Below are 25,174 nucleotides of genomic sequence, written 5' to 3'. Positions count from 1 at the left end.
AATAAATTACTCATTGGTTGGGATGAGTAATTCGTGCCCTATTACTTCGTCAATCAGGTCATAAGGCACTTTGTATTTTTTCCCTTTGAATTTTACGAGAGCATGGTCGTAGCACATTTCTATCACGGTGCAATTAACAATGACGCCGTTGTCGATGACTCTGACTATGTTGTAATTTCTTAAGGTAATCGCCATTTTTTTATAGTTCCCAGTCTATTTAAGATTCACCAACATCTTTTAATTTTCTCTGAAGCTGGCGTATTTGGTCTCGATAGCCGGCTGCCAGTTCAAATTTCAACTCTTCAGATGCAAGGGTCATTTCTTTCTGTAGTTGAACCATGGCTTTACGAACTTGAGCCACGTCTTCCATACTTTCTACTTGATAATCTTTTGCGGTTTCAGCCACTTTCTTGGTTTTGTTACCGCGCTTGCCCGCTCCAGGGTTATAAGCCCCTTCCATGATGTCTTCAACTGACTTAGTAATACCAACAGGCGTAATACCATGCTCTTTATTATGTGCGACTTGTTTTTCTCGTCGACGGTCTGTTTCACTGATCGCGCGCTCCATTGACCCAGTAATTCGATCTGCATAAAGAATGGCTTTACCATTCACATTACGAGCAGCACGGCCAATAGTTTGTATTAAAGATTTTTCTGAACGCAAGAAGCCTTCTTTGTCTGCATCCAAAATAGCTACTAAACTCACTTCTGGAATATCCAAGCCTTCTCGTAATAAGTTGATACCGACCAGTACATCAAACTCACCCAGACGAAGATCTCGAATTATCTCAACCCGTTCAACCGTATCAATATCTGAATGCAAATAACGAACTCGAATGCCATGCTCATTCAGGTAGTCACTTAAATCTTCCGCCATGCGTTTGGTTAAGGTTGTCACCAGAACTCGCTCACCAATTGGCACTCTGAGGTTAATCTCAGATAACAGATCATCGACTTGAGTGGCAACAGGACGAACTTCTAAAACAGGGTCAATAAGCCCTGTCGGTCTAACAATTTGCTCTACAACCCAATCTTGATGTTCCTCTTCGTACTTTCCTGGAGTTGCGGACACAAAAATGGTTTGTGGTTTAATTTGTTCCCACTCTTCAAATCGCATTGGTCGATTATCCAGAGCTGAAGGCAAGCGGAAACCGTATTCAACAAGGTTCTCTTTACGAGATCTGTCACCTTTATACATGGCACCAATCTGTGAAACGGTCACATGGGATTCATCGATAACTAAAAGCGCATTGGCTGGTAAATAATCAAATAAAGTCGGCGGTGGCGAACCTTCTTCTCGGCCTGATAAATAACGTGAATAGTTTTCTATTCCCGAGCAATATCCTAACTCTTGCATCATTTCTAAATCGTAACGAGTACGTTGTTCAAGACGCTGTAGCTCGACCAATTTATTCAGAGATTTCAATTGCTCTAAACGCTCATCCAGTTCGACTTTAATACGAGCAATGGCAGCATCCACAGTTTCTTTTGGCGTTACATAGTGCGTTTTAGGGTAAATCGTCACTCGTGGTACTTTGCGAATCGTTTTGTTAGTAAGAGGATCAATCATCGACAAGTTTTCGACTTCATCATCGAAGAGCTCAATACGCACTGCAATGTCTTCTGAATCGGCAGGAAACACTTCAATCACATCACCACGCACTCGAAAATTACCGCGCTCTAATACAAGGTCATTTCGGGTATATTGCAGCTCAGCCAAACGACGTAATATGGCACGCTGATCAATTCGATCACCTCGATCAAGGTGCAACATCATTTTTAGATAGGACTCAGGATCACCTAAACCGTAAATAGCAGAAACCGTTGCCACAATGATAACGTCTTCACGTTCTAATAAAGCTTTGGTCGCAGACAGTCGCATTCGCTCTATATGCTCGTTAACAGAAGCATCTTTTTCAATAAAAGTATCAGAGGCAGCAACGTAAGCTTCAGGTTGATAATAATCATAATAGGAAACAAAATATTCCACGGCGTTGTTCGGAAAGAATTCTTTGAATTCACCATAAAGCTGAGCCGCTAATGTTTTGTTGTGTGCCATCACAATTGTTGGGCGTTTAACCTGAGAAATAACATTGGCGATGGTGTAGGTTTTACCGGAGCCAGTTACACCAAGTAACGTTTGATGGGCTAAACCCGCTTCGACACCTCGAACAAGTTTCTCGATGGCCTTTGGCTGATCGCCTGCAGGTGAGTAAGGTGAAACGACTTGAAACTCTTGCGACACGGATTTTTTCCTAAGCTTTACAATCGACTTTACAGGATAACAAATCTTAGAAGACACGTCTGATTTTTAAATGACATTCGCAGAGAATTAAGATTCAACTTTACTCACTCACCCTCCGCATATACCATAAAGAGATAAGCATATAACGAATAATAAAATTACAACCACAAGAATTGGCAATTATCAATTCGCTCGTCTCACACTTCATAAATAGCGTAAACATACAATGAAACTGAACAAGCTCCTTCCAGCCCTTACTTGGCTAAGAACCTATACTCGACTAGATCTACAGCACGACACTATTTCCAGTATTGTTTTCACCATCATGGTTATACCGCAAAGTTTAGCCTACGCTATGTTGGCTGGGTTACCTGCAATTACAGGCTTATACGCGAGTATTTTGCCTTCAATTTTGTACTCCTTATTTGGAACAAGTCGTACATTGGCCGTTGGACCCGTAGCATTAACCTCTGTGATGACAGCCTCTGTGGTAATGCCTTTTGCGGTTTCGGGTACAGAGCAATACGCTACCGTTGCTATTTTACTTGCCTTCTTGTCTGGTGTGTTTTTACTTGTACTGAGCTTGCTACGCTTAGGGTTTTTAACTAACTTGCTGAGCCATCCAGTCATTTCTGGTTTTATTAGCGCTTCCGCACTACTTATTGTCATTGGCCAATTAAAGTACTTATTAGGTATCCAATCTGAGGGCGACACACTTATTCCCTTAATCACCAGCTTATATGAACATCTAAACGATATAAATTTACCAACATTCATTCTGAGTGCTATATCGATTATTTCGCTTCTTCTAGTCCGCCGTCATTTCTCAGCATTTTTAAAATACATAGGTTGTTCAGCAAAAACCGTACAATTATTTGGAAAGTCAGGACCTGTTTTGATTGTTGTGCTTGCCACAGTAGCCGTCGCTGCTTTATCCCTAGACAAGCTTGGTGTCAGTATTATTGGCGCTGTTCCCAATGCGATTCCTAGCATCAATGCAAAATTAATTGATTTAGATATGGTCTTGAAGTTATTACCTGGCGCTTTTCTAATTAGCATTGTTGGCTTTGTTGGATCAGTTTCTGTTGCACAATCATTTGCCGCCAAACGTCGTCAAGATATCGACCCAAATCAAGAATTGGTCGGACTTGGTTTAGCTAATATAGGTTCTGCATTATCTGGCGCTTTTCCTGTTACAGGTGGCTTTTCACGTACCGTTCTGAATGCAGACTGTGGTGCTAAAAACCCGATGACGGGGATTATTTCCGCCCTTTTAATTTTGTTAATTTTGCTCTTTCTAACACCTTTATTTTTCTATCTACCTAAAGCTATTTTGGCGGCAATTATTTCGATATCTATGATGCAACTTGTCAGCATAGAAGATCTACGTCACTTGTGGCGTTTTTCTAAAAAAGAAGCAGTTCTTCTATTAGTGACTTTTTTCGTTGTATTGGTAGAAGGTATGCAAACAGGTTTAATTTCTGGTGTCGTGCTGTCTTTATTGTTTTTCCTATGGCACACAAGTCATCCGCATATAGCGATTGTTGGACGAGTGCCAGGTACTGAACACTTTCGAAATGTTCAACGTTTTACCGTAGAAACGCATCCAAGTATTCTTACTATACGTATTGATGAAAATCTTTTTTTGCAAATGCGCGCTCTCTTGAAGAAAGACTACAAAGCCTAGTTTCACAAAATTCAGCCATTAAACATCTCGTACTAATGTGTACCGCCGTTAACATGATTGATGCCAGCGCGCTGCAAAGCTTAGAGAAGATTCTTGACCGTTTAAACGACGCTGGCGTAAAACTTCATTTATCCGAAGTAAAAGGTCCAGTGATGGATAAGCTAAAAGATTCCGACTTAATAAAGCATTTAAGTGGCAAGGTTTTTCTGACTCAACATCAAGCCATAGAAGAGTTGGAAGAGAAACAAGCCAAGACTTAATTGGCTTGTTTCGAACACGACAAATTAGCTATACAGTTAAGCTAGTTTGTCGCTTCTTCCGTATGTATTACTTGGATAAGGTCTTTATTTCGCTCCAAAAGCCCAGCACCAATACCTTTCACTTCTAACAATTGCTCAATAGAGTCAAAACGACCATTTTCCTCTCGATAAGCAATAATAGCTTCCGCTTTCTTAAGACCAATACCTGACATAACCGCAGCAAATTGAGGTGCTGTAGCTGTGTTTATATCAAGAGGCATCGCAGCAAAAAGAGAAACAGGCATAAAAGCCAAAGAAAACACAAGAAGTAAACGAGAAACGCAAACACGGAATATACGAGTTAAAGTCATCATAATAAAATCCTTTTTAACAATTCTTTCTTAAAGAAACCATGGCATCCTGCCAATAAAAAAACCACTTAGCGTTTCAACATTCAAAGCCGAAACAGTAAGTGGTTTTAGAGTAAAAGCTTTTTAAAAAGACTTCAACTGTCATTATTTAACAATTTACGCAACGACACCCAAATCACTATTTACTTGAGTCAACACAGCAATAGGGTCAGTTGCCTGCGTAATAGGGCGCCCCATTACAAGATAATGACTTCCAGCAGCCATGGCTTCCGCAGGTGTCATAATACGCTTCTGATCACCTTGATCAGAGCCTACAGGACGAATACCAGGGGTTACCAAGACAAAATCCTTTCCGAGCTCAGAAGACAGCATATTGGATTCCTGCGCAGAACAAACCACACCATCCATTCCAGACGATTTAGCTAACGCAGCTAGACGTTTTACATGTTGTTCTGGAGTAGCATCAATACCTATTTCAACTAAATCAGACCGATCCATACTGGTTAATACTGTTACGGCAATTAAGAGTGTATTTTGATCTGATAGCTGCTGTAGAGCATTGGCAGAAGCTTCCATCATTCGACGACCACCAGTTGCATGCACGTTCACCATCCATACACCAGCTTTCGCAGCGACACTCACTGCATTAGCAACTGTATTTGGGATATCATGAAACTTTAAATCAAGAAATATCTCGAAACCAAGTCTATGTAATTCATCTAAAATTGCAGGGCCAGCAGTCGTAAATAACTCTTTTCCCACTTTGACTCGACACTGACTAGGATCAAGTCGTTTTGCCATTTCAATGGATTGCGTCATGGTTGGGAAATCTAGGGCAACGACTACAGGTGATTGACAGCTCATTCAGTGTCCTCTTTTGTTCAGTGTTTATAATTCGTTTTTGTATACTTTATTGGCGTGTAATTTATTCATCACTTATATCTTATTCGCCTTCTAAACCATGAATTGGCTTCACCATACCCCAACTTTTACAGCTTGGACACTGCCAATGTAATTGATGGCCAGGAAAGCCACATTGGCGACATTGGTATTTATGCTTGGCTTGGATGAGTTGATCTATCAATTCAAAAAGTACCACCAGGTGTTGTTGGTTATAACCATCTGAATCAGCCAACTGTAAATTAATCAGCTCTTTGAACCCCTTAATGGTGGGGTGCAGTCTTAATTGTTCAATTAAGAACATCTCAGCATAGTCTTTGTCTGTTTCCATATAATGCTGGACCAACGCCATAATTAAAGCGGTCGATGGTTTTTGCTGATTCTGTTCTTGTAAAAATTTAATGTAACCACTACTCCCCCAAACTTTTTGATAACACTCTTTTAACTTAGGAATGATGATGGAGATAAACTCAGGATCTTGCTCTGCAGCGTGCTTTAACTCTTTAATGGCATCACGGTAACGACGCTGACTATTCAACACATCAGCTGCACCTATACTCGCCCTGACGCAACTGGGGTCGACTCCCAAAGCTGACTTGTAATGATCAAAAGCAGGTTTTAATTGATCCTTCTTTTGAAACTCCTCAGCCATTTCACAGTGGAAATGTGCCAAGCGTTTAATTTCTTTTTTAGCCGAAGTTTCTTTAACTAACTCAGTACCAATTTGGATTGCTTTATCCCAGCTTTGCTCAAACTCGTAAAGATCAACAAGCAAACCAAGAATTTTTGGCTGAAACTCACTTTTCTGTGATGTAGACGCCATGTTTAACAATAAGCGCCCGGCCCTGTCTAACAAACCTGCAGACATAAAATCACTGGCGAGTTCAAGCTGAACCATACGCATTTCACGTTGCGATATTTCAGGACGAGCAAGAAGGCTTTGGTGAATATTAATGGCTTTTTGTATCTCACCTTTTTTACGGAATAAATTCCCTAAAGTAAGGTGGATATCAAACGTATCGGAATTAACTTCGAGAGAATCAACAAAGGCATCAATTGCCTCTGAATGTTGATCATTAAGCAGATGATTTAAACCACGGAAATAATCATTAGGAATGCTTTTTTTAGGTTGTTTGTTTTTTTTGTCGAGTTTTTACGGCCCATTGCCCAGCCAACAAAGAGCGCGACAAATAGAACTAAAAACAACCCAATTTCCGTCAACTCAATTACTCCTTGCCTGCAGAAAGCTCTTTGGTAATAGAGGCTTTACGCAAGGCATCCACTTCATCGTGGGCTTTTTCATATTTTCGGTTTAAAACTCTAATTTGGCGCTCACTTCGTAGATAAGTAACAGAACTCACCAAGAGTGCCACGCAAGCGCCCAGAGTAAAAGATAAAATAAGGTAGAGGGCGACACTCAATTCTGGGCCTTGCCAAAAAACGAGGTCAAGATCGATAAGCTTCGGATTGCGAATAGCAAAAAGCACTCCAACAGCAAGAAAGAAAATAATCAGAACACTGTATATAACTCTTTTCAGCCATTTAAGCATAAAACAACCTACCAAAAATATAATGGCGTTATTATGCCGTGATAGCTCAAAGATTTCGAGGCATAAGACGTAAATTAGTTAAGTTCATTAATCTCATCATCAGGCAAATTGACTAATTCTCTTAGTTCTTTACCTGGTTTGAAATGAGGAACGTATTTCGCAGCCAATGCTACCGACTCACCTGTTTTAGGATTTCGTCCTATTCTAGGTGCTCGATAATGCAGAGAAAAACTACCAAAGCCTCTTATCTCTATGCGCTCACCATTTGCCAAAGAATCAGACATATGCTCAAGCATAGCCTTTATAGATTGCTCTACATCTTTTACTGGTAAATGAGATTGCTGATCGATTAGCAGCTCTATCAGCTCAGATTTTGTCATTACTGTCCTCGCGACTATATTTTGATCACTGTGTAAGACTAGCTAAATTCAGAAAGAAAGCAATAAGTTAACGCACTTTAGAGACACTTTTACTCAATTTATTCATTCGAAATAGCGAATATTACGAATCGATGCCTTCCAAAACTAGCATAGAAGCAACCTAGCTTTTATAATATCGCCCATATTCAACACATTGGAAGAACGATAATGAGCTATAATAAAATTCCTGCGGGTAAAGATGCCCCAAATGATATCAACGTAATCATTGAAATTCCTGCACAAGCAAATCCAGTAAAATACGAAGTCGACCACGACATGGATGCTCTTGTTGTTGATCGTTTCATGACAGCTCCTATGTTTTACCCTGCTAACTACGGCTACGTAAATAACACTTTGGCAGACGATGGCGACCCAGTTGATGTTTTAGTTATTACACCTTACCCAGTGGTTCCAGGTTCTGTGATTCGTTGTCGTCCAGTTGGTGTATTAAACATGTCTGATGAAGCTGGTATGGATGCTAAATTGGTTGCTGTCCCTCATGAGAAACTAAGTAAAGAATACGGTCACATTCAAGATGTGAACGATATTCCACAATTGCTACGTGATCAAATCGAGCATTTCTTCGAAAACTACAAAACCCTTGAAAAAGGCAAATGGGTAAAAGTTGACGGTTGGGCGAATGCTGATGAAGCACGCAAAGCCATCGTTGAAGGTATCGAAGCTTACAACGCAAAATAAGAATATAAGCTAACTCAATACGTTAGCTTATTAATTATTTTGTAATAGTTTATTGCGTAATAATTTATAGACATAAAAAAAACCGATCTGATGATCGGTTTTTTTATGTCTTTTTTCAGATCCCTATTTGAATCAAAAAATTACTCTAAAGAATCTAGAAAGCGCTCTGCATCCAAAGCAGCCATACAGCCAGTACCAGCAGAGGTGATGGCTTGACGATAAATATGATCACTTACATCGCCAGCAGCAAAAACACCCTTCACACTCGTTTGAGTCGCGTTACCTTCTGATCCGGTCTGAACTTTCAAGTAACCGTCTTTCATTTCCAATTGACCTTGGAAAATATCCGTATTTGGTTTATGGCCAATAGCAATAAAAACACCAGCAAGAGGAATTTCTTTACTCTCGCCTGTTTCATTATTTTTGATGCGAATACCAGTAACACCTGATGCATCACCTAGCACTTCATCTAGCTCTGAATGCCATTCGATTTTAACATTGCCATTTTTGGCTTTTTCCATCAACTTATCTGCTAGAATTTTCTCAGAACGGAATTTTTCGCGACGGTGAATAACCGTCACTGTTTTAGCAATGTTGGACAAATAAAGTGCTTCTTCAACGGCCGTGTTACCACCACCAATAACAGCAACATCTTGGTTACGATAGAAGAAACCATCACAAGTGGCGCAGGCTGAAACACCCTGTCCCATGAATTTAGTTTCACTTTCCAAACCTAAATATTGAGCGCTTGCGCCAGTCGAAATAATCAAAGAATCGCAGGTGTAAACACCACCATCCCCTTCCAAACGAAAAGGTCTATTTTCTAAATCAACTTTATTCACATGATCAAAAATAATTTCTGTTTCGAAACGTTCTGCATGCTTACGCATGCGTTCCATCAATTCAGGGCCTTGTACACCTTGATCATCACCAGGCCAGTTATCAACGTCAGTCGTTGTCGTTAGCTGACCGCCCTGTTGCATACCTGTAATCATCACAGGATTAAGGTTGGCACGTGCTGCATAAACGGCAGCGGTATAACCCGCTGGGCCAGAACCTAAAATCATCAATTTAGCGTGTTTAACATCGCTCATGTTATTGCTCCTGAAAATGAATGCTCGGCATCTATTGTATGCCGATGAAAAACTTGTGGTAAATTCTAACGAAAATCTGATGGAATTCTTAGCTAAAAATATTAATTACTAACATAGGGGCTTTCTATGAGTTTTCAAGCGAACAGGCCAAGCATTTTGGATCTTGCGTTAAATGCATTTCACGCCAACGTCCTTCAAAGCCATCAAATAGCTTTAATGATCCATGTTTTACTTCGCCACATCCACTAACGATTTTCAATGCTTCTAATGCTTGAAAAACACCTAACATGCCAACCACAGGCGCTACTATACCACTTTCATTACAGCTTAATTGTTGATCTGATAAGAAAGGATAAAGACATTCATAACAAGGATTTAATTGTTGATGGTATAAAAAACTGACTAATTGCCCTTCCCAACGAATCGCTGCGGCACTGACCAGTGGTTTTTTATGAGTCAAACAAGCACGGTTAATACTTTGTCTGGCGGAGAAATTATCAGTGCAGTCCAATACAACATCAGCTTTTTCGACTTCACTTGATAAAATATCTCCAAATAGCTTTTGAGAAAGAGTACGCACGCTAACCGCTAAACTCTTCTTCGCTATCTGTTCCGCTGCCGCGACCACTTTATCTTGTCCTAGCTGGTTTTCATCATAGAGTACTTGACGTGGCAGATTGCTATTTTCTAATTGATCGCCATCCGCTAACACTAATTCACCGACACCTGATGTAGCTAAATAAGTTGCAGCAATATTTCCAAGTCCGCCCAAACCAATTACTAGCACCTTTGCTTGAGAAAGCATTATCTGCCCTTGTACATCAAAATTAGGTAGCAATAACTGGCGACTGTAGCGATCTAACTGTGATTCGTTCATTTTCACCTTACTTTATTTAGGTTCGTTCTGCCCGATCAGACAATTGTTTGATAAACTCATCTTATTATCCTTTCAACGAGCACCAACATGAAATTTCCTGGCCAACGAAAAATCAAACATTATTTTCCAGCATCTCAACCAAAACCTGTTTTACCAACATCCGAAGTTCAGCCAGACAAAGACACATATATTGTTGGATTAGATGAAACTATAGTAGATGTGGTCGCTAATGTTTCAGACGAGTTTTTAAATACTTTCAATATTAAAAAAGGGCTTTCTAATCTTGTTGATGCCGACACCGCATCCGCAATTTACAGCGAACTCACAGCTCAAGGCTGCATTTCAGATCATTTTGCTGGTGGCACCATTGGCAATACGATTCATAACTACTCCGTATTAGCTGACGATAAATCTGTCTTACTAGGCGTCATGTCAGCCAATATCACTTTAGGCTCTCCAGCTTATCATTATATTTGCCATACGAGCAGTAAAGTCGATATGAATCACCTGCAGGGAGTGCCTGGGGATATCGGTCGTGGCATTACTTTGATAACACCCGATGGAGAAAGAACCTTTGCGATAGCTCCGGGAGATATGGACGAACTCAACACAAATCATATTCCAGAAAATATCATTGCGGGTGCCGCAGCATTGGTAACTTGCGCTTATCCATTACGACATCAAGACAAACCAATTAAACCTGCCATGATAGAAGCGCTTAAATATGCTCATAAACATCATGTTCCAGCAGTACTTACTTTAGGCACAAAGCATTTAGTCGAAGAACACAAAGAAGAACTACTTGAGCTCATCAAGAATTACGTTAGTGTGCTGGCAATGAATGAACTCGAAGCAGAAGCACTGACAGGCCTATCTGATCCACTTCAAGCCGCTAACGCGATTCTCGATCATGTTGATATTGTTTTATTAACCGTTGGTCCAGATGGCATGTATTTATGCGGACACACAGATGATAATCAAAAGCGCGAAACAACTAATCCAATTAAATCCGGCGGCTTAGCGGATTTCAATCGTTGGGAATTCAGCCGTCCTATGATACGTGAAGCCTGTAGCAAACCGATTAAAGTCTTTTCACATATTAATCCATACATGGGTGGGCCAGAGAAAATCCGTAATACAAACGGTGCTGGCGATGGTGCTTTATCTGCTTTACTACATGATATCTCAGCTAATCATTTTCACAGAGAAACCATCCCGAACTCTAGCAAACATTCAGCTCCCTTTTTGGCTTACTCTTCCTTTGCGCAAATCTGTAAATACTCAAATCGTGTTAGCTATGAGATTCTTGCTCAAAACGCATCCCGTTTATCACGAGGCTTACCAGAACGAGAAGACAGCTTAGAAGAAGCTTACTGGGAAAGATAAAACTCGTCATCATCGCTAAAAAACACCAGACATAAAAAAACCATGCTATGCATGGTTTTTTTAGAACAGTGTGATTATAAAAAATAACCGTCTACTACTCTCTTAATTCATATCTTCGATACCAAGGGCATCATTACGCTCAAACATTCTGTCAAGTTGAAGTAAGATAACCAACTCTTCTTCTTTTTGGTAAACACCTTGAATGAATTTCAACGCTGCGTCATTACCCACGCTAGGGCTTTGTTCAATTTCATTTTGATACAAGTAGAAAACTTCTTGCACAGCATCAACCAAAAGACCAACTTGCTCATCATCATGCTCGATAATAATAATTCGCGTATCGTCAGAAATAACACACTCAGGTAAACCAAAACGGATGCGAGTATCAACAACAGTAACAACGTTACCACGTAAGTTCACAATGCCATATACATAAGATGGCGCACCTGGGACAGGAGCAATTTCGCTATACCGTAGCACTTCCTTAATCTGCATGACGTTAATACCATAGGTTTCGTCAATCAGTTTAAAGGTAAGATACTGTAATAATTCACCTTTATTGCTTTCAGCTAAGGCTTGTCCATTTTCTTTAACAGGCGCTAATTCAGACATGGCTCACATCCATATTTCAAATTTAATTAGATTTAATGTAAAACTCATCACAAAGTTTGTCTAGTTTAAATAGACCTGTGATGAGTTTACGAGCGCAATTAAGTAACAATTAGTTGTCTTGTTGTATCCCAACGATTGTCCAATTTCCATTTGCACTAGAGAGATTTTTTTCCAAATGCCAAATTTCATTGGTATCTGATGTCTCATCGCCTTCTTTAATCCAACCAGAAAATTGTAATGAAATAGACGCTGTAGAAGCAGTCAATTCACCACGTACAATCTCAGCCATCAAAGAAACCACTTCTGTACGAGGTTTGTTATCACCGTAAGAAGCACGTTCAGCTACAAGGAGATTGTAAAGCTCAGGAGTAACATAATCTAAGATTTCATCAAAGTTATTATCATCCCATGCTTTTTGAAGTGTGATGTAATGATCTTTCGCTTCAGTAACAAAGTTTTGTTCATTAAAGCCTGGTGGTAATTGAATTTCTGGTTGCCCACCGAAACCGCTTATTCCACCCATTGGAGAAGGCTGAGAGTTACTACCCATTTGACCTGGCATATCACGGAACATACCGTTTCCAGCCGCCTGTTCAGCTGCACGACGTTTAGGCGCAATGAAAAATTTATAAACCAAGAAACCAATCAAAGCGAACAACAAAATATCGCCGAAAGAAATACCTTCAAAAGCGCCACTGCCTAACAAGGTCGCAAACAAACCGCCAACCAATAATCCACCTAATAAACCGCCACCTAGGCCGCCCATGAATCCAGATTTCTTAGTTGTAGATGCTGCTCCAGTGGTTGCGGCAGATGAGGTTTTAGATTTAGAGATAGAAAAACTTTTCCCAAAGCTTTTACCGCCACCAAATTTTTTCGCCTGAACATCGGCACTATAACCACCAGCACCAATTGCTAAAACAAATGCCATTAACATGGCAAATACTGTTGTTCTCACAAAAACTCTCCTTTTATTATTTGAAATTTACTAGACCTACGGCGTTGCGTAGGTCTGAAATCATTTTACGGGCACGAGCTCTCGCTTTTTCTGCACCAGCTTGTAATACTTCTTCCACATGAGAAGGGTTTGCTATTAATTCCAAATACTTCTCCCTTGGCTTGCTAAGTTGACCATTAACAAGAGCAAAAAGTTCCTTCTTGGCTTCACCCCATGCAATCCCATCAGCAAACTTTTGACGCATTTCTGCAGTTTGTTCAGGTGTTGCAAAAGACTTATATATATCAAATACAACAGAATCATCTGGATCTTTCGCTTCACCAGGTTCCAAAAGGTTTGTTTTGATTTTATTAATACCTTTTTGTAATTTCTTTTCTGTATCAAACAATGGAATCGTGTTGTTATAGCTTTTACTCATCTTACGGCCGTCTAAGCCTTTAAGAATAGAGCCTTCTTCGCCAACAACCGCTTCCGGCAAGACAAAATGCTCACCAAACAAGTGATTGAAACGGCCGGCAATATCACGGGCCATTTCAATATGTTGTATTTGATCTCGTCCAACAGGAACTTTATGAGCGTTAAACGCCAAAATATCCGCCGCCATCAAAACAGGGTAACAAAACAATCCCATCGTAATGCCAAAATCAGGGTCTTGATCATTGGCTAGATTTTCGTCCACTGCGCCTTTATAAGCGTGAGCACGGTTCATCAAACCTTTTGCTGTTACACAAGTTAGTAGCCAATTCAGTTCAGCAATTTCAGGAATGTCAGACTGACGGTAAAATGTTGCTTTATCAGTGTCTAATCCACAGGCCAGCCAAGTAGCTGCAATTTCTAGTCGAGACTGCTTAACACGCTCCGGATCTTGGCATTTGATCAAAGCATGGTAGTCAGCAAGAAAAAAATACGACTCGGTATTTTCTTGATTACTTGCTTCTATCGCAGGACGAATGGCACCAACATAGTTTCCTAAGTGCGGTGTACCTGTTGTGGTGACGCCAGTTAAAACAATTTCTTTTGCCATTACTGCTGTTCTCTCTTTATTTTCTCTCTTTAAAAGACAATATCAATACTGGTGCTTACCCTACCACAAAAGTATTAAGGCAAGAACGACTCTAAATGATTATTTAATCTAATGTTTTTTACTACTGATTCAAAGACTTAATGCCTTTTTATTTATGGGGGTAAATAAGCTGATATCAAGCATGATTATCTGACCAAAGCGCATCGACAAGCCCTGAATAACGCTGAATCTGTGTATTCGCCGCTGTGCGAATCAAACTATTAGAACCCCACAAGGTGACGTCTTTTTTCGCCCTTGTAATGCCAGTATAAAGCAGCTCTCGCGTTAACACTGGTGATGGCGTTATAGGCAATAACAAATCCACTCGTTCAAACTCCGAACCTTGAGACTTATGCACCGTCATGGCAAACACCATTTCAAACTCACTCAATCGGCTTGGTAATAACCCAGTAAAACTGCCATCAGGTTGAATAAACCACACTCTTAATCGCTGAGACTCATCTGGCATACACAAACCAATATCACCATTAAACAAACCCAATGCGGCGTCGTTTCGGGTTAACATGACGGCTTTTCCTGGATACCAAACGTGAGGATCTTTTACTCGACCTCTTTGGTAGAAATATTGCTCAAGTTGAGCATTGATTTTCTCCACACCAAATTCACCTTGGCGCACGGCGGTTAGAATTTGATAACGAGAAAACACTCGATACAATTCCGCAATAGCCTGACTGTCATGAGCTCTGCCATGATTAAAGTCTCGCACCGCGTCCCAGTATTCATCATAACCTTTGGCTAGAGTCGCAATGTCTGCTTTTGTTTGTCCTTCTTCTGGAATATGCCAATGCACATCCTCTTTATCCGATTCGAGGCACCGTAAAACGCCTTGCGCATCGCCCCCATTCATCGCGGTGGCTAGCTGCCCAATGCCACTGTCTGCGGCAAAACGATAACTGGTTCTTAATAAAGTTAATGCTCGGCTGATTGGTGGAGCCGATGCATTGGCAAAAGTCTGGAGATTTTCACCTGTTAACTTAGCCAATCGCTCCGCCCAATCTGGCTGAAAATAGGCCTGTTCTATACCAAAGGATAAATCGCCTAACACGCTGCCCGCTTCCACAGACGCCAACTGATCTTTATCACCCAACAAAATTAATCGCGCATGAGGCGGCATGGCATCGATGAGTTTCGCCATCATAGGCAAATCAACCATAGACACTTCATCCACCAGCAAGACATCAAGATGCAGTGGGTTTTCTTTGTTATGTTTAAAGCGGCTACGACCAAAATCACTACCTAATAAGCGATGTAAGGTACTGGCTTGTTCTGGAATGGCTTGTTTAATGTCATCACTTAAAGGCAACGCAGACTTTGCTTTAGAAATAGATTCAGTGAGTCGTGCTGCGGCTTTCCCTGTAGGCGCAGCCAATTCAATGCGCAACACCTGACTTTGCTTCGCTGCTTGAGCGACTAACAAAGCTAAAAGCTTAGTGACAGTGGTGGTTTTACCTGTCCCTGGGCCACCGCTGATCACGGAAAAAGGCAAGCTCGCCGAATTCACCACGGCGACTTTTTGCCAATCAACAGAGTCGTTCATGTCAGGAAAAAGCTGTGCAATTAAATTAGCATCCACATCAAAAGGGGTCACATCAAACTGCCCTTTTAAGTAATTCAAAACCTGCTGTTCATACTGGTAATAACGATACAAATACAAACGCGTTCCAGACAACACCATTGGCCGTTCAGTCAGGCTTTCCGCCAAAGCAACCAACGCACTGTTAGCCAAGGCATTACACCAGTCATTCACACTCGCCACTCCGCTAGAACTCAACCGATTACGAAGTTCTTCTAATTCCATGCCTTCTGGTGGCGTTTGCCAAACGGTCGCTAAATCAATGCAAATATGGCCAGCCCCAAGATAAGCGCTGCACAAGGCGCCTGCCATTAATACAGAGTCAGCGTCTTCGTTAATATGTTTAGCAAGCTGTTCAATCCACTGGCAATCAATCGCGCGGAATACACCTTTACCTTGCCAAGTTGATAGATCCATCGGGGCATGTTTCGAATTGGCATTGTCTGTGGTTAATGACGTCTCGCTCAATAGGTCTAACTGTTTAGAAAAGTCCATATTGTACTGCCTCTTCATTTTCCCTATTTTTGCTCTCTTCTTTCTGTCCACTGAAGAGAGCATCCAAGGCATTCAAATGCTCAAGTATAAGACGAGTCTGAAACACGCCAGTTTGATGTTCAGGGCGCATACCGCGAAGGAATAAATACACCACGCCACCAACGTGTTTATCATAGTCATAATCCGGCAATCTTTGTTTCAATAACCGATGCAGCGCCAGCGTGTACAGTTGATATTGCAGATCGTACCTGTGCTCAGCCATGGCATGAACGAGCGTGTCTTGCTCGTAATCTGCAAAATCATCACCCAAATAATTCGATTTATAATCCAAGACGTAATAGCGCCCTTGCCATTCAAACAACAAATCGATAAAGCCTTTTAGCATGCCTTTTAATGGTCGATCTTGAATCATAGGAGCCATACGCGACACAGCATCATGTTCACGGGAAATACGATCAAGCTGCAAAGCGTTCATGCCATCAACGGGAATAAAAAACTCCATTTCCTTACGACAAGCCGACTGAGTTAATGCCCCAAGGCTCATACCGTCCACCAGCTCAGTATTGACAATATCCGGCAACCACTCGCTCAACACAGATTGCCATTCGACAAAACCTTGGCGTTCATAATAGTCGGCCATCAATTTATGATGACTGGTTTTAAGTAAGTCTTTAAAACTCGGCGTCGACGTCACATCATGCAATGCTTTACCTTCCAATGTATCGTGTAAAAATGTTCCCGGCTTTGCGCCTTTAGGAAAGGTAAAACGATTACTTTGAGGTTCTAATGAGACTTCCGGTTCATCAATAAGCTCAGACAAGGGATCAAGGATACGTGTCATTTCATCCAAACCAGGCACACTCTCGTCATGGTATTCTTTGTCTTCTACAACCAAAGACGAATAACTCCCAACCCACCAATCACGTTCTATTCGACCTCTGAATTCACGGGCATTAGGGTTAATCAATTCCGCTTGTACCATTTTAAATCTAGGCAAATTCAATGGCGTTTCTGGTAAATCCTGTATCAACATTTGATGGGACTGATAACGCCCACATAAGCGCTCAAGGCTAGGATACAAGGCTCCCGCTTCTAATGGCTCACCTTCAGCAATCAAAGCGCCCACACCACTCAAATGAACATCCGAAATAGCTTCGCGTGTTTTATTGGATTTTTTACCCACATCCATACAACCAATAAAACAGGCTTCTTTTGAACGGGTTAACGCCACGTACGCTAAACGAATCTCAGCCGCGTACAATTCTTCTTTATGCCATTCGGTTTCTTCTTCATCTGGGTCAATCGCAATCCATAACTGCTGTTGATCATCATGATAAAGCGCAGAACCGCTTTGATCTCGATACGGCGTTAGAGCAAAAGGTAGATAAACAATCGGGTATTCCAATCCCTTACTTTTGTGAATGGTAACAATACGCACCAATTCAGCGTCGGTTTCAAGGCGAATTTTCTGTTCGTCACTGTTGCCGTTCGGGTTTTGAATCGCCAGTTTGAGATAACGTAAAACCCCTTCCTTGGAATCTAACTCAAGGGATTTTTGTTGCAATTTTTCTGTTAGGTGCAAGAAGTCCGTTAAGCGTCGTTCGCCGCCAATATGACTCAACATATTCGCCGCCAACGACACGTCTTGCATAAACTCACGCAACATAGGTAAAAGACCTTGTTGGTCCCAGAGCTCAAGATAATGACGAAACGCTTGTACCCATTTTTCGTACACAACATCGTCATGGTTCAAAGTGTCTAAGTCTTCTAACGACCATTCAACCAAGCTAGTTGCCAAGGCAGATCGCAGTTTACTTTCCTGACCATTGGATAAGATGGCCGTCAACACAATCAATAATTCACGCGCCTCTACGGTTTCAAATACCGAACCTTTATCGCTCAAATACACACTAGCAATACCACGCTGACGCAGTGCCGCTTTTAGTGCATTAGCTTGGCTGAAATTAGTTACGAGCAAAGCAATATCTTTAGGACGCACACCTTTTTCATCAACCAGCGCTTGGCCTTGTTGACCTTCCAGCAAAATCTCATGCAAATGGGCCGCACAAGATTCTGCCATGATGTTCCGATAATCTTTCGAGGTAACTGGCTCATCACTTTGTTGATACAAGAACTGCAAGGCGGCTTGCGTTTCCCCTTGTCGAGAAAAACGACCTGAGATGCCGCGATCTTGAACTTCAACGAAAGGAATACCTTCCACGCGGAACGGTTTTTCTTGAGTAGAAAAAAGCCCATTGACCGCCTGAATCATGGCCGCCGAAGAACGGTAATTGGTCGCTAAAGAATAAATACTATCAACTTGTTTTTTTGCTGCTAAATAGGTGTAAATATCCGCGCCACGAAAAGCATAAATCGCCTGTTTCGGATCACCAATCATGATCAAACCTAAGGTGTTTTGATCGGGCTTAGCGGGCTCATACACATTAGAGAAAATACGATATTGCACCGCATCGGTATCTTGAAACTCATCAATCAAAGCAATGGGGTAAAGATGACGAATTCGCTCTGCCAGTTTCCCAGCTTCATCTTGCCCTAATGCCATATCTAATGAGGTCAACAAATCTGTAAAGGTTAGTGATTGCGTACTACGTTTCCAGCGCTTCATTCGTTCTTGGGTTTGTTGCCAAAGCTGGATTAACAATACCGCTTTTAATCGCCCAGCTTCGGGGAAACTTTCCCGTAAGGTTTGCACCAAATTAAAGAATTCATGAGCAGGTAATTCGCCGCCTTTACTTAATCGACTCGCGTGTTCGTTGGTATCAAATTTCTCAAGACTCTTATCCAATTCAAAACGGGAGGATTGCGCCCATTGTGTCATAGCCTGAATGTCTTTCGAGGGATCTTTGCGCCAAAAAGTCCGTTTAATACCACTGCGCTCCAGCGCATCAATAATATCTTGGGATTGCGTCAACCACATGCCTCTGACTGCCGTCATGGTTTGTTGTGACTGAACCAACGCGCTTTCCCAATCGTAATCTGGTGCAACAATTTTGGCATCTGGCTGATTATTCAATAAGTACAAATCTTTCAGCAAAGCATCAGGGGATGACCAAATGGGCTGAATCAAGGCGGCTTTGGTGTCATCCATTGGATAAAAAACACTACGCCATACGTCCTTTACCGCCATAGACAAAGGTGCTTGCTCGTCAGTTTCTATGGTTTGTTGAAACAACATGCGGCTTTCAAAAGCGTTCTGACTGAGCATACGCTGACAAAAACCATGAATGGTAAATACCGCCGCTTCGTCCATTTGTTTTTCAGCGTAAAGCAATTTTTCAATCGCGCCAGCACGCTGATCATCCGACATTTGAGCTAGCCAATCACCCAGAAATACGTCATGGCTTTCGCCTTGTAACAAGGCTTTTCGCGCCACACGAATTCGCTCTCGAATCCTCGCCTTCAATTCTGCAGTGGCCGCTTCGGTGAAAGTCACTACCAGAATTTGATCAACGGTCAATGGTTTGTCGAGATCGCCTTCGCGTCCTGTCGGCACCAAAAGTCGCAAATACAAATTGGCAATTGTATAGGTTTTTCCTGTTCCCGCGCTGGCTTCAATTAGGCGTTTACCAAACAACGGAAACGTTAACGCATCTAGGCGTTCTGGTGTCTGCATGTTCGCCGAAGTAGAAAGTAAGCTCATTCAAACACCTCCAAGTGACGATGCATTGGTAACCAAATCAATTCACACATGGAGACAAAGTTGTCTTTTTGCTCACTTAAATCTGGATAATAGCGCTGCCAATAGGCATCATCCACTTCGCTATTGGTAAAGGCGCTGCTGTTTTCTTGGTAGATTTTCAACGCTTGCTCCCATGCTATCTCGGCATCATTTTCCGCTTTGCTAGAGCAATAACTCTTACACCAAGCATCAGCACTTTTCGCAGGTAACGCCAATGGCTGGCACAACCCCTGTTGCAACAAGGCAAGCATATTGGTTAAGTGTTCTTTGGCCTCGTCAGGTGAAATCAAGATAAAACCATGTTGCAGTAACTTACCTGTTTTCGAGAGGTTAATAAGATGATGTTGCTTAGGTGTGCCTTGTGCGCATAGTGCCAAATGCTCAATCCAAACCTGCATTTTTTGATGAGCAGACAAATCACCAATTCGATAAGACAAACGTGTCGTCGCTGTTGGTCGATCTAACCAAGCTTGCAGTACAATGCTTCCCAATGACAAATTTACTTCAATCGGTTCACACTCTTCCAATGAATAGCCCTGTAAAGCCGTAAACAATTGCTGACATTGACCTCGACTTTTCTGTAGTGACAAACGCCCTAATGCGCCATAGGGTAAATCCCCAGTCAGAGACAAGCGTTCAACAAAGCTCGCTTCATCGCCTTTTAACATGGCTTGAAGCAAGGCTTCACGCAATTGATAACCAGCTAAACCGTCTAGAGCAAAAGGTTCGTCTTCTTTTTCTTCCTCTTCCCGCAAACTCAAATAGGCTTTTAAACGACGCTGAGTAAAATAGCGCGTTGGATGGCCCACAAAACGAGACAACTCGTCTAGCGCCATTTCCAGCCTAGGTTGCTCTAATCCTTCTAGAGGTATGAATTCGGACTTTTCGTCATCGACCTGAACGCTCAACAAAGCGGGCAACCATTGCTCGTCATAGCTGTAGAATCGTTTATCAGAAGGCTTTTCAACACTTTTTTCAGAACGTTTTCCAGAAAGGTAATACGCAGGGTTAAATGGCTGTAAAGGATGCTTCACAATCAGCCGTTCTAATAAGGTCGATTGCGCCTCATCAGGCGCTAAATGCTGATCACCATCAAACACACAACTTTGGCCAATGTATTCCAATAGTTCACTTACCAAGATAGACGGATTTTTTTCGCTGTTATCCTGAATACTGCGACCAACATAACTGATGTAAAAACAATCCCGCGCCGACATAAGCGCTTCAAGAAACAGGTATTTGTCGTCTTCCCGCCGGCTTCGATCCCCGCTGCGGTATTGCCCAACCATCAAATCAAAACCCATTGGCGCAACACTGCGTGGATAATCCCCTTCGTTTAAACCCAACACACAAATCACTTTAAACGGCACAGAACGCATTGGCATCAAGGTACAGAAATTCACTCGTCCTGCGAGAAAACGCTGACTGCCTTGAGATTCCTGTAACAAGGGAGATAACAATTGACGTACTACTTGCTGATCCAAAGGTTCATCAAAATACGCCTGTTGCCATTGCAACGTGAGCGTATCCAAATGCTTGCTCAATAACACGGAAAAGGCATCGTCTTCTTCAACCAGAAAAAATCGTTCTGATAAATAATATAAGGTTGAAACCCATTCTTTAGGTGATAACACTTGCATAAGACGAGATTGCGCATCGTCAATCGCCACTAGAAACTCAGCCCACTTCCCTGCAACAGCGGCTTCGAGACCTTCTACATCCCCGTAACTTAATGTGCCTTCCCAAATATGGTCGTGACCCATTGCATAACCCAACAACATGCGGCGCATGCCATTCAGCCAAGTATGAGATTCCTGTATAGGAAGATCATGCTGTTGTGCAGTTTTGCCATCCATTCCCCAACGAATTCCGACTTCTGTCGACCAAAGACGAATGCGCTCTAACTCGTCTGTTGTCAGTTCAAAACGCGCTAACACCGCAGGCACTTCTAACACACTGATTAGCTCAGATAAGGTAAAACGACTTTCACCCAAACCAAGCAAATACAAATAAGCATCCACAATAGGGTTTTCCATGCCACCAGATTGGTCTATCAAGGCGAAAGGAATGTGTTTTTTGCTGTATGCGCTGCCTCTCGCACCAAAGACCGCCTTCACGAAAGGACTGTAGGTATTCACGTCTGGCAGCATCACAATGACGTCTTTTGGTGTCAGGCTTGGATTTTTCTCGAACATTTGCAATAACTGATCGTGCAACACTTCCACTTCACGTAATGGACTGTGGCAAAGTTGCACTCTAATACTTTGATCATCACAAGCAACAAGATGACGATATTCAGCATTAGAAATATGAACATCACGCTCTTCTTGTGAACCGTGATTTTCTAAGGTTAATACGTCTTGTTGAACCCATTGCAGTAAACCGTTTGTTTGTTGCGATTGTGCTGTTAAGTTCATTGTGTCTGATAAATAGTCTTCAAACACTTCTAGCTGGTTGTCTGCCATGTCTTGCAGCTGAGCAATGTAATCTCGTCCTAAACGTCCCCAACTGGCCAGCAAAGGATTAGCGTCAAGGTGTAAAGTATCGGCACTCAAACCCGGCTTAAGGGTTTGTCGTTTAATTTCTCGGCCAAAGTAATGTTTGTCCACCACATCACCCCAATAAAAACGACATGGGTTCTGTAGAAACAGATGGATTTCAATCCAATCGGAAGCGGCGAGTACACGCAGAGATTCCAATGTATTTGGTGGTAGTGAGGACACACCAAAGATGAAAATACGTTCTGGCACACCAACCGGTCGAGACGATGATTGGGAAGCGTCTTGCAGTGCTTCAATCAAATTACCACGGTGATACAGGGAAGTGCCTTGTTGGCTGATGTCTGCCACTAAATCTCGCCACAGAATCGCTTGCCAAGGTTGCTGTTCAAACAAGGCTTTTAAAGAATCATCTTGGCATTCACCAGATTCCCAAATTTTGATCCAATCAGGACGATAAACGAGATATTGATCATAAATATCCGCAATGCTGCTACACAGCTGAAAGCGTCGAATCTGGGTATCATCTTCTTCTAAATACCAACTCAACGCCTGGAACTCAGGATCACCTAAACGAGAATCCAGCATGCGCATTAGACGCCAGACTAAGAAGGGTTTATTAAATTCACTTTGAGATGGAATATCGCTCAGTGTCTGAGCAAAAGTCTGCCAAACAAAGGTCGATGGCAAAGGAAAAGAGAAGCCTGCCGAAATAGAATGAGACTGAGCCAAAAACATTTTCAACCATTGAGCCATTCCAGGGTTTTGCACCAGAATATGCTCATCATCAAACGGATTTTCTGGTGGAGACACAGCCAGAATTTTCGCAAGCAATACGGCTAAATCCTCTAGACGATTACCTGTATAAAGTTGAAACATGCACGAGTCCTATTACTTACTTCCAAAAGAACCGTTTCTAAAAACAGCGTCGAAAAATAGTTCCTAAAAAACAGTCAAACTAGACAATCTAAACGATAACAAGCCTAACCTTGGACGAGTAAAAAAAGAAGAAGGGATTATGACTTATTAACAGCACTTAAATTAAAAACATTAGATTCAAGTTGCATATTGATGAATTGAGTAAAAAATCAATGCATTGAGAAGATATTTTTCTGGAGATGAAGTGTTTAATGGTGGAGCTATGCGGGATCGAACCGCAGACCTCTTGCATGCCATGCAAGCGCTCTCCCAGCTGAGCTATAGCCCCCAAAAAAACTGCCAAGAATTCTATGAGGGCAGCCTTTTTGTGTCAACACTTTTGAGCCCAAAAAAAGATAATATTCCATTCAGGGCAGAGAATCCGAGACTTCATTAAAGATGTACAAAAAACAACACATAACTTTTAATGAATTGTTATAGTGGTGGGCTATGTGTTTATATAAAGATCTACTTATATATGGCTCTTTAAATATTTTAGATCCCTATAAAGCAAAGCATTTACTCACAATAATTAGGCATTCATTCAAAACAGCTAGGTATTATAGGGAAGCATATGATCGAGTTTCCAACAACTTTAGATGATCTAATGATGGCTCAACAGCCCATACTCAAAAAAACAAAGGAAATTTTTGGATATGAACTCCTATTCCGTGGAAAAGACGCTTTAAATGCCAATGTATCTGATGGCGAAGCGGCCACAAGCCAAGTCCTAGTCAATTTATGTATTGGCATTACAAAAATGGAATCTCAATTAAGAAAACCATTCTTTGTAAATATGACAACTGAACTAATGTTGTCCGATGCTTTCTTCCCCATTAATCCTGGCACTGTATATATTGAAATACTTGAAAAACAAAAAATCACACCAGAATTTCTTACAGCCTTAAAAAAATGGCGCACTGCAGGCTATCGCTTTGCTTTGGATGATTATCAGTTTAGTTCCGACTACCAGTCCCTACTTCCTTGGATCTCTATTATAAAAATTGATGTTTTAGCGACACCGCCAAATGAATACATAAAGCAAATTGCAGAATTAAAAAGCAGAGGTTTAATTTTGTTGGCGGAAAAAATTGAAGACGCCGCTATGTTTGAGTTTTGCAAAACACTTGGTTTCGATTTATTTCAAGGTTATTTTTTACATAGACCGGAAGTTATCAAAGGCAAAAAAATTAGTTCTGCCGCACATAGCGCAATTGAACTCGTTAACGCACTTCAAAATAAAGACATCAGTGTTGAAGTCATTGCTAAACTGGTCGCTAAAAACCCAAAATTGTCTTACCAACTATTGCGTATTTTAAACAGCCCCGTTTGCGGCATTTCTAAAAAAGTAACCTCAATTAAAGAAGCCGTTGTTTATTTAGGCTTGGTACAATTAAAAAAATGGGCTCTATTAATTACAATTACCTCTTCAACCAATCAACCTGATTCATTATTGAAAATATTGCTAACACGCGGACGCTGCTGCCAGCTACTTGCTCAAAATAAAAGCTCAAAACTGTCTGAATCTGCTTTCATGGTGGGGTTACTATCGGGAATAGATGCCATGCTCAACCTAGATAAAAAAACAGCATTAGAACAAATAGCCTTAGAACAGAGTATATTAGAAGCTATCCTCAACCAGTCTGGAGAGTTAGGACTTTATCTTACTCATACATTAAATTGTGAAGAGCAAAATTGGGACAACATGCAATCTATGAATGCAGATGATTTAGCGGGTCTAAATCGAGCTTTCCTTGATGCCATGTTATGGTCTGAAGATGTAATGAAGTCTATTAACTAAAAAAGTATTGAATTAAATATACTTATTTTCTGTTAAACGATTGACACCTATAGAAAAAAACATAGAAT

At 41.4% G+C, this 25,174-nt stretch carries 19 protein-coding genes, 1 tRNA gene and 1 pseudogene; 5 read left to right on the top strand and 16 right to left on the bottom strand.

Annotated features, from left to right (window positions below):
• Positions 1–6: 6 nt before the first annotated feature.
• Together AC0L3Y_RS10050 and uvrB are read right to left on the bottom strand one after the other, a co-directional pair.
• A complete protein-coding gene (locus AC0L3Y_RS10050) occupies positions 7–195 on the bottom strand; it encodes a hypothetical protein (RefSeq protein ID WP_414682616.1) in 189 nt (62 codons plus the stop codon).
• 22 nt (positions 196–217) lie between these two features.
• Complete coding sequence (gene uvrB, locus AC0L3Y_RS10045) at positions 218–2,245, bottom strand: excinuclease ABC subunit UvrB (protein ID WP_473461786.1); 2,028 nt, start codon at positions 2,243–2,245, stop codon at positions 218–220.
• A gap of 226 nt (positions 2,246–2,471) precedes the next feature.
• Between uvrB and AC0L3Y_RS10040 the strand changes: the two genes are divergently transcribed.
• Both AC0L3Y_RS10040 and AC0L3Y_RS10035 read left to right on the top strand, forming a co-directional pair.
• On the top strand, positions 2,472–3,932 hold the full coding sequence (locus AC0L3Y_RS10040; protein WP_473461783.1) for a SulP family inorganic anion transporter: 1,461 nt from the start codon (positions 2,472–2,474) through the stop codon (positions 3,930–3,932).
• Positions 3,933–3,946: 14 nt separating this feature from the next.
• Positions 3,947–4,192 (top strand): annotated as a pseudogene (locus tag AC0L3Y_RS10035) (STAS domain-containing protein); the annotation flags it as partial.
• 41 nt (positions 4,193–4,233) lie between these two features.
• Here AC0L3Y_RS10035 and AC0L3Y_RS10030 read toward each other — a convergent pair.
• The 5 genes from AC0L3Y_RS10030 to ihfB all read right to left on the bottom strand — a co-directional run bounded on the left by AC0L3Y_RS10030 (position 4,234) and on the right by ihfB (position 7,372).
• Positions 4,234–4,545 (bottom strand): ComEA family DNA-binding protein, encoded by a 312-nt coding sequence (locus tag AC0L3Y_RS10030; RefSeq protein ID WP_473461780.1) that lies wholly within the window; start codon positions 4,543–4,545, stop codon positions 4,234–4,236.
• A gap of 153 nt (positions 4,546–4,698) precedes the next feature.
• A complete protein-coding gene (gene pyrF, locus AC0L3Y_RS10025) occupies positions 4,699–5,406 on the bottom strand; it encodes an orotidine-5'-phosphate decarboxylase (protein WP_473461777.1) in 708 nt (235 codons plus the stop codon).
• 79 nt (positions 5,407–5,485) lie between these two features.
• Complete coding sequence (lapB, locus tag AC0L3Y_RS10020; protein ID WP_473470615.1) at positions 5,486–6,526, bottom strand: lipopolysaccharide assembly protein LapB; 1,041 nt, start codon at positions 6,524–6,526, stop codon at positions 5,486–5,488.
• A 142-nt stretch (positions 6,527–6,668) separates the two neighbouring features.
• Positions 6,669–6,992: a LapA family protein gene (locus AC0L3Y_RS10015; RefSeq protein WP_473461774.1), complete on the bottom strand. Its 324-nt coding sequence runs from the start codon at positions 6,990–6,992 to the stop codon at positions 6,669–6,671.
• A gap of 74 nt (positions 6,993–7,066) precedes the next feature.
• On the bottom strand, positions 7,067–7,372 hold the full coding sequence (ihfB, locus tag AC0L3Y_RS10010; protein WP_473461771.1) for an integration host factor subunit beta: 306 nt from the start codon (positions 7,370–7,372) through the stop codon (positions 7,067–7,069).
• A 207-nt stretch (positions 7,373–7,579) separates the two neighbouring features.
• On the opposite strand from ihfB, the gene ppa reads away from it, so the two are divergent.
• The gene (gene ppa, locus AC0L3Y_RS10005) at positions 7,580–8,110 is read left to right on the top strand and encodes an inorganic diphosphatase (protein WP_473461766.1); all 531 of its coding nucleotides are present in this window, start codon (positions 7,580–7,582) and stop codon (positions 8,108–8,110) included.
• Between the two features lie 140 nt (positions 8,111–8,250).
• Here the strand turns inward: ppa and trxB are convergent, their stop codons facing one another.
• Entirely contained in the window at positions 8,251–9,204 is a 954-nt protein-coding gene (gene trxB / locus AC0L3Y_RS10000; protein ID WP_473461763.1) for a thioredoxin-disulfide reductase, read from the bottom strand.
• 124 nt (positions 9,205–9,328) lie between these two features.
• Positions 9,329–10,081: a HesA/MoeB/ThiF family protein gene (locus AC0L3Y_RS09995; protein ID WP_473461760.1), complete on the bottom strand. Its 753-nt coding sequence runs from the start codon at positions 10,079–10,081 to the stop codon at positions 9,329–9,331.
• 87 nt (positions 10,082–10,168) lie between these two features.
• Here AC0L3Y_RS09995 and AC0L3Y_RS09990 point away from each other — a divergent pair, with 87 nt between their 5' ends.
• Entirely contained in the window at positions 10,169–11,467 is a 1,299-nt protein-coding gene (locus tag AC0L3Y_RS09990) for an inosine/guanosine kinase (protein ID WP_473461756.1), read from the top strand.
• Positions 11,468–11,569: 102 nt separating this feature from the next.
• On the opposite strand, the gene AC0L3Y_RS09985 is transcribed toward AC0L3Y_RS09990, so the two are convergent.
• The 7 genes from AC0L3Y_RS09985 to AC0L3Y_RS09955 form a co-directional block, all read right to left on the bottom strand.
• Positions 11,570–12,079: a chemotaxis protein CheW gene (locus tag AC0L3Y_RS09985; RefSeq protein ID WP_473461753.1), complete on the bottom strand. Its 510-nt coding sequence runs from the start codon at positions 12,077–12,079 to the stop codon at positions 11,570–11,572.
• Between the two features lie 109 nt (positions 12,080–12,188).
• On the bottom strand, positions 12,189–13,037 hold the full coding sequence (locus AC0L3Y_RS09980) for a Tim44 domain-containing protein (RefSeq protein WP_473461750.1): 849 nt from the start codon (positions 13,035–13,037) through the stop codon (positions 12,189–12,191).
• Between the two features lie 16 nt (positions 13,038–13,053).
• Positions 13,054–14,061 carry a tryptophan--tRNA ligase gene (locus tag AC0L3Y_RS09975; protein WP_473461747.1) on the bottom strand — a complete coding sequence of 336 codons (1,008 nt, stop codon included), beginning with the start codon at positions 14,059–14,061 and terminating at the stop codon, positions 13,054–13,056.
• Between the two features lie 175 nt (positions 14,062–14,236).
• The gene (gene recD, locus AC0L3Y_RS09970; RefSeq protein WP_473461744.1) at positions 14,237–16,189 is read right to left on the bottom strand and encodes an exodeoxyribonuclease V subunit alpha; all 1,953 of its coding nucleotides are present in this window, start codon (positions 16,187–16,189) and stop codon (positions 14,237–14,239) included.
• On the bottom strand, positions 16,176–19,850 hold the full coding sequence (recB, locus tag AC0L3Y_RS09965; RefSeq protein WP_473461741.1) for an exodeoxyribonuclease V subunit beta: 3,675 nt from the start codon (positions 19,848–19,850) through the stop codon (positions 16,176–16,178). The genes recD and recB overlap by 14 nt, the downstream gene beginning before the upstream one ends.
• Positions 19,847–23,266, bottom strand: coding sequence for an exodeoxyribonuclease V subunit gamma (recC, locus tag AC0L3Y_RS09960; protein ID WP_473461737.1), 3,420 nt, complete (start codon positions 23,264–23,266; stop codon positions 19,847–19,849). Before recC ends, recB begins: the two co-directional genes overlap by 4 nt.
• Positions 23,267–23,518: 252 nt before the next feature.
• Positions 23,519–23,594, bottom strand: a tRNA-Ala gene (locus AC0L3Y_RS09955).
• A 285-nt stretch (positions 23,595–23,879) separates the two neighbouring features.
• Between AC0L3Y_RS09955 and AC0L3Y_RS09950 the strand changes: the two genes are divergently transcribed.
• On the top strand, positions 23,880–25,106 hold the full coding sequence (locus tag AC0L3Y_RS09950) for an EAL and HDOD domain-containing protein (RefSeq protein ID WP_473461734.1): 1,227 nt from the start codon (positions 23,880–23,882) through the stop codon (positions 25,104–25,106).
• Positions 25,107–25,174: the final 68 nt, after the last annotated feature.

It is taken from the genome of Marinomonas sp. GJ51-14 (assembly GCF_055808695.1).
This window is presented reverse-complemented; position numbering and strand designations above follow the sequence as displayed.

What these genes read in the sequence shown, in the direction of transcription:
- AC0L3Y_RS10050 (WP_414682616.1), bottom strand. Translation starts at nt 195, where the DNA reads ATGGCGATTACCTTAAGAAATTACAACATAGTCAGAGTCATCGACAAC.
- AC0L3Y_RS10040 (WP_473461783.1), top strand. Translation starts at nt 2,472, where the DNA reads ATGAAACTGAACAAGCTCCTTCCAGCCCTTACTTGGCTAAGAACCTAT.
- AC0L3Y_RS10030 (WP_473461780.1), bottom strand. Translation starts at nt 4,545, where the DNA reads ATGATGACTTTAACTCGTATATTCCGTGTTTGCGTTTCTCGTTTACTT.
- pyrF (WP_473461777.1), bottom strand. Translation starts at nt 5,406, where the DNA reads ATGAGCTGTCAATCACCTGTAGTCGTTGCCCTAGATTTCCCAACCATG.
- AC0L3Y_RS10015 (WP_473461774.1), bottom strand. Translation starts at nt 6,992, where the DNA reads ATGCTTAAATGGCTGAAAAGAGTTATATACAGTGTTCTGATTATTTTC.
- ihfB (WP_473461771.1), bottom strand. Translation starts at nt 7,372, where the DNA reads ATGACAAAATCTGAGCTGATAGAGCTGCTAATCGATCAGCAATCTCAT.
- ppa (WP_473461766.1), top strand. Translation starts at nt 7,580, where the DNA reads ATGAGCTATAATAAAATTCCTGCGGGTAAAGATGCCCCAAATGATATC.
- trxB (WP_473461763.1), bottom strand. Translation starts at nt 9,204, where the DNA reads ATGAGCGATGTTAAACACGCTAAATTGATGATTTTAGGTTCTGGCCCA.
- AC0L3Y_RS09995 (WP_473461760.1), bottom strand. Translation starts at nt 10,081, where the DNA reads ATGAACGAATCACAGTTAGATCGCTACAGTCGCCAGTTATTGCTACCT.
- AC0L3Y_RS09990 (WP_473461756.1), top strand. Translation starts at nt 10,169, where the DNA reads ATGAAATTTCCTGGCCAACGAAAAATCAAACATTATTTTCCAGCATCT.
- AC0L3Y_RS09985 (WP_473461753.1), bottom strand. Translation starts at nt 12,079, where the DNA reads ATGTCTGAATTAGCGCCTGTTAAAGAAAATGGACAAGCCTTAGCTGAA.
- AC0L3Y_RS09975 (WP_473461747.1), bottom strand. Translation starts at nt 14,061, where the DNA reads ATGGCAAAAGAAATTGTTTTAACTGGCGTCACCACAACAGGTACACCG.
- recD (WP_473461744.1), bottom strand. Translation starts at nt 16,189, where the DNA reads ATGGACTTTTCTAAACAGTTAGACCTATTGAGCGAGACGTCATTAACC.
- recB (WP_473461741.1), bottom strand. Translation starts at nt 19,850, where the DNA reads ATGAGCTTACTTTCTACTTCGGCGAACATGCAGACACCAGAACGCCTA.
- recC (WP_473461737.1), bottom strand. Translation starts at nt 23,266, where the DNA reads ATGTTTCAACTTTATACAGGTAATCGTCTAGAGGATTTAGCCGTATTG.
- AC0L3Y_RS09950 (WP_473461734.1), top strand. Translation starts at nt 23,880, where the DNA reads ATGATCGAGTTTCCAACAACTTTAGATGATCTAATGATGGCTCAACAG.